Below are 10,170 nucleotides of genomic sequence, written 5' to 3' on the forward strand. Positions count from 1 at the left end.
CCACCGAGATCTACCCTCTACGTTTCGCGGGCAGCGTCTGTTGTGTATAAGAGACCGGCCCCGGAGGACGTCCTCCGGGGCCGCAGCCCTGTCACGTACCCGCTCAGGCCTGGACGGTCGCGCTCCAGGCGGCCTCGGCGGCGGCCAGGGCGGGTGCCGGGTCGGCCGAGGTGGCGGCGGCGAGGCCGGTGAGGCAGGCGCGGACGGTGTCCAGCGCGGCTGCCTGCCCGTAGTGGTTGACCCGCAGCATCGAGCCGGCCAGGGCGCCGCCGCCCGGCTGGACCGGCAGGGCCGGGTCGAGGCGGGCGGCGACGGCGGTCGCGTCGACGCCGTCCGGGGTGCGCAGGGTGGTGGCGACCGGGGCCGCGTGGGCGTCCTCGACGACGTACGGGGCCAGGGTGCCGAGCGCGCGGACGCCGGCCCGGGTGGCGGCGGAGGCGGCGCGGTGGCGGGCGATCACCGAGGGCAGGCCGTCGGCGGCGATCCGGTCCAGGCAGGCGCCGAGCGCGAGCATCTCCAGCTGGGCCGGGGCGTGCGGCAGGACGGTGCGGCCGGCGTCGGTCCAGCGCTCCTTCCAGTCGAGCAGCGAGAGGTAGGAGCGGCGCGGGGCGGCCGGGTTGGCGGCGATCCGCTCCCAGGCCCGTCCGGAGACGGACACGGCGGAGACTCCGGCCGGGCCGCCCATCGCCTTCTGGCCGCCGATGACGCACAGGTCGACGCCCCACTCGTCGGTGAGCAGCGGCTCGGCGGCGACGGAGGCGACCGCGTCGAGCATCAGCAGCGCGCCGTGCTCGCGGACCACGGCCCCGATCCCGGCGACCGGGTTGGTGTTGCCGGTGGCGGCCTCGGCGTGCACCAGGGAGACGAAGTCGATCTCCGGGTCGGCGTCCAGGGCCTCGGCGACCTGCTCGGCACTCACCGCACTGTCGAAGGGCACGGACAGGTCGACGACCTTCGTCCCGCAGGAGCGCAGCCAGTTGCCGAAGGTCTGCCCGTACGGGCCGGTGACGACGTTGAGGGCGGTCGAGCCGGGGTGCGCGGCGCCGCGGATCGCGGCCTCCAGGGGGAGGAGCGCCTCGCCCTGGGTGACGATCACGTCGGCCTCGGTGTGCAGCAGCGCGGCCACCTGGTCCTCGATCGCCGCGAACTCGGCGGCGCTGAGCGGGGGCAGGTCGAGGAAGGGACTCACGTCTTTATCGCCTTTCGCGGGGGGTGGGGTGCCGGAAACGAGTCTGCCGCATCGTGACTGCTTACACGGAACCCACCCGTCGGTAGAGTGCGGCCATGAACGATGGCGCGGTGCTGCACGTGCGGGGTCGGGTGCTGGTCGGTCCGCAGGACGTCCGGGACGAACTCTGGGTGGTGGACGGCCGGGTGAGCTTCACCCGCCCGCCGACCGCCGGGGACGTGCGGACGGTGACCGGCTGGGTGCTGCCCGGCCTGGTGGACGCGCACTGCCACGTCGGCCTGGACGCGCACGGCGCGGTGGACGCCGAGACCAGCGAGAAGCAGGCGCTCACCGACCGGGACGCCGGCACCCTGCTGATCCGCGACGCCGGCTCGGCCGCCGACACCCGGTGGATCGACGAGCGCGAGGACCTGCCCCGGATCATCCGTGCCGGGCGGCACATCGCCCGCACCCGCCGCTACATCCGCAACTACGCGCACGAGATCGAGCCCGGCGACCTGGCCGCCTACGTCCGGGCCGAGGCCCGGCGCGGGGACGGCTGGGTGAAGCTGGTCGGCGACTGGATCGACCGCGATCGCGGCGACCTCGCCGCCTGCTGGCCCGGCGACGCACTGACCGAGGCGATCGCGGCGGCGCACGAGGAGGGGGCCCGGGTCACCGCGCACTGCTTCTCCGCCGAGTCGCTGCCGGACCTGCTGGCGGCCGGGATCGACTGCGTCGAGCACGCCACCGGGCTGACCGAGGAGCTGATCCCGGTCTTCGCTGAGCGCGGGGTGGCGATCGTGCCGACCCTGGTCAACATCGGCACCTTCCCGGACCTCGCGGCCGGCGGCGAGGCCAAGTTCCCGGCGTGGGCGGCGCACATGCGGCGGCTGCACGAGCGCCGGTACGACACCGTGGGCGCCGCGCACGACGCCGGCATCCCCGTGTTCGTGGGTACGGACGCGGGCGGCTCGCTGGCGCACGGGCTGGTCGCGGACGAGGTGGCGGAGCTGGTCAAGGCGGGGCTGAGCCCGGCCGAGGCGCTGTCGGCGGCGAGCTGGGGAGCACGGGAGTGGCTGGGACGGCCGGGGCTGGAGGAGGGCGCGCCGGCGGACTTCGTGGTGTACGAGCAGGACCCGCGGGCGGACGTCCGGGTGCTCGCGGACCCGCGGCTGGTGGTGCTGCGGGGGCGGCCGGTCGGGTAGTCGCGACCCCTCTCGGCCCCGTCGGCCCGGCCCCCGTCGGCCCCCTCGACCGGCCACGATCGCATGATCATCCGCTGAAAGCCCTGTCGGTGTAGGCCGATAGGGTGGCGACCATGGCACCGCGTCCACTGAACGAGATCGTCGAGCCCGGCTGGGCCACCGCCCTGGAACCCGTCGCCGGACGGGTCGCCGCGATGGGCGACTTCCTGCGCGCCGAACTGGCCGCAGGCCGCACCTACCTGCCCTCCGGCCCGAACGTGCTGCGCGCCTTCCAGCAGCCCTTCGCCGACGTGCGGGTGCTGATCGTCGGGCAGGACCCGTACCCGACCCCCGGACACGCCGTCGGGCTGAGCTTCTCGGTGGCGCCGGAGGTGCGGCCGATCCCGGCGAGCCTGATCAACATCTACCGGGAGTACGGCACCGACCTGGGCCTGCCGCAGCCGTCCAACGGGGACCTCACCCCGTGGACGAACCAGGGCGTGCTGCTGCTCAACCGGGTGCTCACCGTCCAGCCGCGCAAGAGCGGCGGACACCGGGGCAAGGGCTGGGAGGCCGTCACCGAGCAGGCGATCCGGGCGCTGGTGGCGCGCGGCGGCCCGCTGGTGGCGATCCTGTGGGGGAGTGACGCCCGCAACCTGCGCCCGCTGCTGGGCAGCGTCCCGTCGGTCGAGTCGGTCCACCCCAGCCCGATGTCGGCCGACCGCGGCTTCTTCGGTTCGCGGCCGTTCAGCCGGGCCAACGAGCTGCTGGTGCGGCAGGGGGCGCAGCCGGTGGACTGGCTGCTCCCGTAGCAGAGCCTGGTCGACACAGAACGCCAATCTCACCCCAAAGAGTGAAATGACTTTCTGTGTTACTCATGTGACGGATTGTTCGAGAAGACTGGCGGCTCATCGTTTCACCTGTGTGGGGGTATCGCCATGTCTTCTCGCCGAATCGTTTCCGCTGCCGCGGCCACTGCCGTGGTGGCGGGCTCACTGCTCACCGCCGCGCCCGTCCACGCTGCCGAGCCCGCCCCGTCGCCCGGCAAGGCGCGCGCCGTCACCGCCGAACTCGACCTGGACGTCAGCCTGTTGAACAAGGCGGTGGACGTCCCGGTCAACATCGCGCTGAACAAGGTGGAGTCGCCGGCGCAGCGCGAAGGCTCGATCCTGACCGCCAAGGTGGACGGGGTCGACCAGCAGGCCCCGGTCACCCTGGTCAAGGCGGACGTCGGCAAGTCGGTGACCCGCGTCGACGCCAAGGGCGCCGCCGCCTCCGTCAAGCTGGTCAACGCCGACGTGCACGCCCCCGGCCTGCCCGCCACCGCGCTGCTCGGCCTGGAGGCGATGAGCGCCGAGGCGACCTGCCCGGTGGACGGGCAGCCGACCGCCGACGTGGTCGCGCCGGTCAAGCTCAGTGTGCTCGGCAAGCCGGTCGCCGTCGGTCTGTACGGGCCGACCAAGGTGGACGTGCCGCTGATCGGCAGCGTCTCGGTGGAGTTCTCCAAGAAGACCGTCACCACGACCACCGCCGCCGCCTCGGCCCTGGAGGTGCAGGTGGAGGTGAACCCGCTCAACCTGAACGTCGCCAAGGTCACCGGGAAGATCACCGTCGCCTCGGTGAGCTGTGAGAAGCCCTCCGCGCCGGCGGCCGGCCCGTCCGGCCCGGCCACCCCGGCCACCCCGGGCACCGCGCCCACCAGCGCGCCCGCCGCCCAGCCGGTCGCCGACACCACCACCTCGCGCGCCGCCGCCCCGCAGGCCGCGGTGGAGAAGCCGGAGAAGCTGGCCGCCACCGGCGGCAGCAGCGCCACCGGCCCGCTCGCCGCGGGGGCCGCCGCCCTGGTCGCGGGCGGGGCGGCCGCCCTGTGGGCCACCCGCCGCCGTCGCGCCGCGCACGCCCGTCGTCACTGACCACACCGGTGCCGTCACTGACGGCACGCGGAACGGCGGGAGTGTCGCCCCCGGCACTCCCGCACCGTGACCGTGCCAATGCGGACGGTTGGTTCACATGCGCGTTACACGAGAGGAACAACCGGGAAACGGCGGCTTGCAACGCTACGCGGGCACCCACCACCCAGCAATGCGAGGGACAAGCCGTGGCAATCAAGGCCGAGTACATCTGGATCGACGGCACCAAGCCGACCGCGAAGCTCCGTTCCAAGACTCGCGTCCTGCCCAACGCTGACAAGATCCCCACCTGGGGCTTCGACGGTTCCTCGACCAGCCAGGCCGAGGGCCACGCCTCGGACCGCGTGCTGGACCCGGTGCGGGTCGTGCCGGACCCGATCCGCGGTGGTGACCACATCCTGGTCCTCTGCGAGGTCCTGGAGACGGACGGCACCCCGCACGTCTCCAACACCCGCGCCCTGCTGCGCGAGGTCGCGGAGAAGTACGCCGCGCAGGAGTCCATCTTCGGCATCGAGCAGGAGTACACCTTCTTCAAGGGCTCCCGCCCGCTCGGCTTCCCGGAGGGCGGCTACCCGGCCCCGCAGGGCGGCTACTACTGCGGCGTCGGCGCCGAGGAGGTCTTCGGCCGCGAGATCGTCGAGCTGCACCTGGACCGCTGCATCGGCGCCGGCCTGGCCATCTGCGGCATCAACGCCGAGGTCATGCCCGGCCAGTGGGAGTTCCAGATCGGCCCGGTCGACGCGCTGACCGTCTCGGACGACATGTGGATCGCCCGCTACCTGCTCTACCGCACCGCCGAGGAGTTCGGCATCGACGCCACCCTCGACGCCAAGCCGGCCCGCGGCGACTGGAACGGCGCGGGTGCCCACACCAACTTCTCCACCAAGGCGATGCGCGAGGGCTACGACGCCATCATCACCGCCTGCGAGTCGCTCGGCGCCTCCCAGGAGAAGGTGCTGGAGCACGTCAACCAGTACGGTGACGACATCCAGTCCCGCCTCACCGGCAAGCACGAGACCGCCCCGTGGAACGTCTACAGCTACGGCGTCTCCGACCGCGGTGCCTCCGTGCGCATCCCGTGGCAGGTCGAGGTGGACAAGAAGGGCTACATCGAGGACCGCCGCCCGAACGCCAACGTCGACCCCTACGTCGTCACCCGGCTCCTGATCAACACCTGCTGCGAGGCCCTGGAGAAGGCCGGCCAGGTCTGATCCACCGCCGCATCCGGCACACGCACGACGCCCGCAGGCCCCCTCGCACCGGGAGGGGGCCTGCGGGCGTTCCGTCACTCCCGGGCCCCTGCCTCGGCCCCTGCCCTGACCGGCTGTTGCCCGACGTGGTGAACGGCGGGGAGTCTGCCGAGCAGCGCGCCTGCGGGACTTCCCGGACACGGACGCCCGGTACGCGGACGTCCACCCGACCCGGGGTGAACCGCCGGCCCAGGTCCGGGAGAAGATCCACTGGATCCGGCCGGCACCGGGCTGTCGCGGGGGCCCGATCGTGACCTGCAAATCGCTGGTCAAGCGCCCCCGCCGGACCGAGAATTCATGGCATGACCCAGCAGCCCCTGCTCCTCCTCGACGTGGACGGACCGCTCAACCCCTACGCCGCGCCGAAGCGGAGGCCCGAGGGCTACGACACCCACCGTCTGCGCCCCGCCTGGTGGGTGGCGAAGCAGGAGCACCTGGCGGCGGTCCAGGCGCGGCAGGCCACGCGGGCCAAGCACGCCAAGCCGCCCGCCGTCCGGGTCAAGCCGCTGCGGGTCTGGCTCAACCCGTCGCACGGCGAGGAGTTGCTGGCGCTGCCGTACGAACTGGTGTGGGCCACCGGGTGGATGGGCGAGGCGAACACCCACATAGGCCCGCACATCGGCCTGCCCGAACTTCCGTACATCCGCTGGTCCGACCTGTTCGGGGAGGACCCGGACGGGCTGCACTGGAAGACCAGGGACGTGGTCGCCTGGGCCGACGGGCGCCCGTTCGTCTGGGTGGACGACGAACTCGGCCCGCAGGACATCGAGTGGATCGCCGCCCACCACCCCGGACCGGCGCTCGCCCTGCACGTCAACCCCCGGATCGGCCTGCTGGCCGAGGACTTCGCCAAGTTGCGGGAGTGGGCGGCGGCCGCATGACCGGGCGGCCGCTGCTCCTGCTCGACGTGGACGGGCCGCTCAACCCCTACGCCGCGCCCGCGGCCCGCCGCCCGGAGGGGTACCTGACCCACCGGCTGCTGCCGGAGGGCTGGGTGGCGCGCAACGCGCCGCTGCCGCGCGAGGAGGTGGATCCGCTGCGGGTGTGGCTGAACCCGTCGCACGGTGAGGAGTTGCTGGCGCTGCCGTACGACCTGGTGTGGGCGACCACCTGGATGGAGGAGGCGAACACCTTCATCGGCCCGCGCATCGGCCTGCCCGAACTGCCGTACATCCGCTGGTCCGACCTGTTCGGGGAGGACCCGGACGGGCTGCACTGGAAGACCAGGGACGTGGTCGCCTGGGCCGACGGGCGCCCGTTCGTCTGGGTGGACGACGAACTCGGCCCGCAGGACATCGCGTGGATCGAGGCGAACCACCCGGGCCCGGGCCTGGCGCTCTGGGTCGACCCCCGGATCGGACTGCGGGAGCTGCACTTCGCGGCCCTGCGGGAATGGGCGGAGGACGAGTGACGGGCGTGGCCGCAGCGGGAACGAGCGGAGGACAGGTGGCCGACGTGGCCGGGGCGGGAGCGGGTGGAGGACAGGTGGCCGACGTGGCCGAGGCAGGAGCGGGTGGAGGACGGGTGGCCGGCACGGTCGAAAGACTGCGGCGCTACCCGGTGAAGGGGCTGCTCGGCGAGGAGCTGGACCGGGCCGAGGTGACCGGCCGGGGTCTGGCCGGCGACCGGGAACGGGCGCTGCTCGACCTGGCCACCGGCCGGGTGGCCAGCGCCAAGCGGCCCCGGCTGTGGTCCGGCCTGCTGGGGTACACGGCCAGGACCACGGCGGACGGCGGCGTGGTGATCACCGGTCCGGACGGACGTGGCACGGACGAGCAGGAGCTGTCCGCGGCGCTCGGCCGCGAGGTCGTGCTGATCGCCGAGCGCCCGCCCGGCGCGACCGTCGAGCGGGCCGTGCCGGAGGAGGTGCTGGCCCGCGGTATCGCGGCCGAAACGGACTTCACCGTCAACGAGTTGGGCCGCGCCGCACCGGACGGCGGCTTCTTCGACTTCGCGCCGCTGCATCTGATCACCACCGCGACGCTGCGCGCCACCGGCAGCGCGGCCGAGCGCTACCGGCCCAACCTGGTGGTCCGCACCGAAGGCGAGGGGTACGCCGAGAACGCCTGGGTGGGACGGGAGTTGGCGATCGGGCCGACGCTGCGCCTGCGGGTCCTCGCGCCCACCCCGCGCTGCGCCGTCCCCACCCTGCGGCACGGGGCGCTGCCCCGCCGCCCCGAGGCGCTGCGCATCCCGGCCGGGCAGAACCGGGTGGTGCCGCTGGAGGGCATGCCGGCGCTGCCCTGCGCGGGGGTGTACGCCCAGGTGGTGGTGCCCGGCGCGATCCGGACCGGGGACCGGCTCACGGTGGACTGAGCGCCGGCCGTGCGCCCGGCCGAGCCTGCTCTCACACCGAACCGAGCACGGCCTCAAGGGCGTTGAGGAAGCGGTCGGTGGTCGCCTCGTCCCGGACGGCGATCCGCAGCCACTCCTCGCCCAGGCCCGGGAAGGTGTCCCCGCGCCGGACGGCGAAGCCGTGCTCGCGCAGCCGCTGCCGGACGGCCGCCGCGTCCGGCAGCCGTACCAGGACGAAGGAGGCGGCCGGTTCGCCGTACTGCCGCACCGACGGGAAGGTGGCCAGGCCCTTCACCAAGTGCGCGCGCCGGAGCGCCAGTTCGGCCGCAGCCTGTTCCGCCTCGGCGAGTGCCGCCGGGCCGCTGCACGCCTCGGCGGCGGCCAGTGCCGGGGTGGAGACCGGCCAGAGCGGCTGGGCGGCACCGAGGTCGGCGATCAGCGGTGCGGGCCCGAGCACATAGCCGATCCGCAGTCCGGCCAGGCCCCAGGTCTTGGTGAGGCTGCGCAGGACGACGACCCGGCCGGGCAGGTCCCGGACGGCGGCGAGGGACTCCCGCTCGCCCGGGACGGTGTCCATGAACGCCTCGTCCACCACCAGGGTGCGCCCCGGCCGGGCCAGTGCGGCGACGGCCTCGGCGGGGTGCAGCACGGAGGTCGGGTTGGTCGGGTTGCCGAGGACGACCAGGTCCGCCTCCTCGGGGACGGTACCCAGCCGGAACCCGTCCTCGGGCGAGAGCAGCACCCGGTGCACCCGGTGTCCGGCGTCCCGCAGGGCCGCCTCCGGCTCGGTGAACTGCGGGTGCACCACGACGATGTGACGTGGTGTCAGTACGCGCGCCAGCAGTACGAAGGCCTCGGCCGCGCCCGAGGTGAGCAACACCTCCCCGAGCGGGCGGGCGTGCCGGGCGGCCACCGCAGCGCGCGCGGCGCTCTGGTCGGGGTAGGCGGCGAGGTCGCCGAGGGTGGCCGCGAGGTGTTCGCGCAGCCAGGCCGGGGGAGTGCCGGTGCGGACGTTGACGGCGAGGTCGACCAGGCCGAGCCCGTCGGCGCGCACCTCGGCGTCGCCGTGGTGGCGCAGGTCGGGTTCGGGGGCGGTCACGCGGGGTCTCCTTGCGGGGCGGTTCGGGTGGTCAGGGCCGGTGGTGGTGGACGCGACGAAGCTCGTACGGGCCGGGTGGCACGGTGGCCACCGGGTCGTCGCCGAAGGTGACCAGTGCGACGGTGTGGCCGTGGGAGGCGAGGGTGACGGCCGCCCCGATGCGGTCGAACGCTCCGCCGAAGGCGTCCAGCGGTGGTTGGGGCCCGCCGTCCGTCACCGCGATCCGCCGGGTTCCCGGCCGGAGTGCGCCGGCCACGGCGTCGATGGCCGCGGGCGCGCCCACGACTGCCGAGGCGCGCCGCAGTTCCGCCCGTACCCGCGGTGCCGGTGGGCACGCGTCGAGGTCGAGCAGCACGAGCCGTCCGCGCACCGCCGCCCGGGCGATCGCGACCGTGGCCCGCGCCGACTTGCGCTTGGTGACCACGAGCCGGCCGCCCGGAGCGCTCGCCAGCGCCGCCGCCTCGGCCACGCTCGCGGTGCCGACGGCCGTATTGACCGTGGTGGAGGGGTTCGGGACCGGCACGTCCGCCAGTACCTCGGCCGGGTGCTCGTCCACCGGCACCCCGGTGAGGCGGTCCGCCGCCCAGCGCACCGCCGGGTGGTCCGCCTTGCCCGCCACGGTGGCCAGCCGGGCGACCGCGGAGCGGGCCAGTCCGGCCCCCTGGAGGGTGTCCGTCAGCAACCGCAGCACCTCGGTCCGTTCGGCGCCGCCGCTCGCTCCGATGCCGACCACCAGGGTGCGCGGGACGATGGTGACCAGTCCGCTCACGTACCGCACCCTTTCGTCCCGAGCTCCGGCGATCCCACCACGCCCGGCCGGAACGGGTCAATCGCGGCGGGTGTGACATCCGACGCCGTTCCCGCCGCTGTTCCCGTCGCCGCCGGTGCGTCCGTGCGCGGCAGCTGTTCGCCTGTTCTTCACCTGTGTTGTGCGGTACACGACACCACGGCGCTCCTACTGTTTTCGGCGCTCCCGCCCAGGAAGCCCCGACATCCGGAGGACCCCATGGTCTTCGCACGACTGCGCGCCCCCGGGACCCTCACCCCCGGCACCCCCGGCACCCCCGCGTCCGCCTCCGCGTCCCTCGTGCTGCACACCCTGGAGGGCCTGGCCGGAGTCAACGCCCACGCGGGCAACTCCGCCGGCGCCGCCGACAACGCCGGAATCCGGAACTGACGCCCGTGTACGTCGCGGACTCCCGCAGTTCGAAGGCCCCCACCGGGCCGGCTGCCGCTGCGCCGGCCGCCGGCCCGGTGCGGC

At 74.1% G+C, this 10,170-nt stretch carries 11 protein-coding genes; 8 read left to right on the forward strand and 3 right to left on the reverse strand.

The window, feature by feature from the left end; all coding sequences use genetic code 11:
• Nucleotides 1-103: 103 nt before the first annotated feature.
• Nucleotides 104-1,189: a pyridoxal-phosphate-dependent aminotransferase family protein gene (locus tag ACFU7Y_RS31555; RefSeq protein WP_380770433.1), complete on the reverse strand. Its 1,086-nt coding sequence runs from the start codon at nt 1,187-1,189 to the stop codon at nt 104-106.
• A 95-nt stretch (nt 1,190-1,284) separates the two neighbouring features.
• Between ACFU7Y_RS31555 and ACFU7Y_RS31560 the strand changes: the two genes are divergently transcribed.
• From ACFU7Y_RS31560 to ACFU7Y_RS31590, 7 genes are all read left to right on the forward strand, one after another.
• Nucleotides 1,285-2,376: an amidohydrolase family protein gene (locus ACFU7Y_RS31560; protein WP_380770434.1), complete on the forward strand. Its 1,092-nt coding sequence runs from the start codon at nt 1,285-1,287 to the stop codon at nt 2,374-2,376.
• 113 nt (nt 2,377-2,489) lie between these two features.
• Nucleotides 2,490-3,167 (forward strand): uracil-DNA glycosylase, encoded by a 678-nt coding sequence (locus ACFU7Y_RS31565; protein WP_380770435.1) that lies wholly within the window; start codon nt 2,490-2,492, stop codon nt 3,165-3,167.
• A 126-nt stretch (nt 3,168-3,293) separates the two neighbouring features.
• Entirely contained in the window at nt 3,294-4,268 is a 975-nt protein-coding gene (locus ACFU7Y_RS31570; protein WP_380770437.1) for an SCO1860 family LAETG-anchored protein, read from the forward strand.
• 185 nt (nt 4,269-4,453) lie between these two features.
• A complete protein-coding gene (gene glnII, locus ACFU7Y_RS31575; RefSeq protein ID WP_224283778.1) occupies nt 4,454-5,476 on the forward strand; it encodes a glutamine synthetase in 1,023 nt (340 codons plus the stop codon).
• A gap of 341 nt (nt 5,477-5,817) precedes the next feature.
• The gene (locus ACFU7Y_RS31580; protein WP_380770438.1) at nt 5,818-6,396 is read left to right on the forward strand and encodes a hypothetical protein; all 579 of its coding nucleotides are present in this window, start codon (nt 5,818-5,820) and stop codon (nt 6,394-6,396) included.
• Nucleotides 6,393-6,926 carry a hypothetical protein gene (locus tag ACFU7Y_RS31585; protein ID WP_380770439.1) on the forward strand — a complete coding sequence of 178 codons (534 nt, stop codon included), beginning with the start codon at nt 6,393-6,395 and terminating at the stop codon, nt 6,924-6,926. Before ACFU7Y_RS31580 ends, ACFU7Y_RS31585 begins: the two co-directional genes overlap by 4 nt.
• Nucleotides 6,927-7,000: 74 nt before the next feature.
• Nucleotides 7,001-7,831, forward strand: a complete 831-nt coding sequence (locus ACFU7Y_RS31590; RefSeq protein WP_224283780.1) for an MOSC domain-containing protein — start codon at nt 7,001-7,003, stop codon at nt 7,829-7,831.
• Between the two features lie 31 nt (nt 7,832-7,862).
• Here the strand turns inward: ACFU7Y_RS31590 and cobC are convergent, their stop codons facing one another.
• Both cobC and ACFU7Y_RS31600 read right to left on the reverse strand, forming a co-directional pair.
• Complete coding sequence (gene cobC, locus ACFU7Y_RS31595) at nt 7,863-8,909, reverse strand: Rv2231c family pyridoxal phosphate-dependent protein CobC (protein ID WP_224283781.1); 1,047 nt, start codon at nt 8,907-8,909, stop codon at nt 7,863-7,865.
• Nucleotides 8,910-8,940: 31 nt separating this feature from the next.
• Nucleotides 8,941-9,678: a cobalamin biosynthesis protein gene (locus tag ACFU7Y_RS31600; protein ID WP_380770440.1), complete on the reverse strand. Its 738-nt coding sequence runs from the start codon at nt 9,676-9,678 to the stop codon at nt 8,941-8,943.
• A 237-nt stretch (nt 9,679-9,915) separates the two neighbouring features.
• On the opposite strand from ACFU7Y_RS31600, the gene ACFU7Y_RS31605 reads away from it, so the two are divergent.
• Entirely contained in the window at nt 9,916-10,086 is a 171-nt protein-coding gene (locus ACFU7Y_RS31605; protein ID WP_380770441.1) for a hypothetical protein, read from the forward strand.
• Nucleotides 10,087-10,170 lie beyond the last annotated feature (84 nt).

It is taken from the genome of Kitasatospora sp. NPDC057542, assembly GCF_042801945.1.
In the GTDB taxonomy this organism is placed as follows: domain Bacteria; phylum Actinomycetota; class Actinomycetes; order Streptomycetales; family Streptomycetaceae; genus Kitasatospora.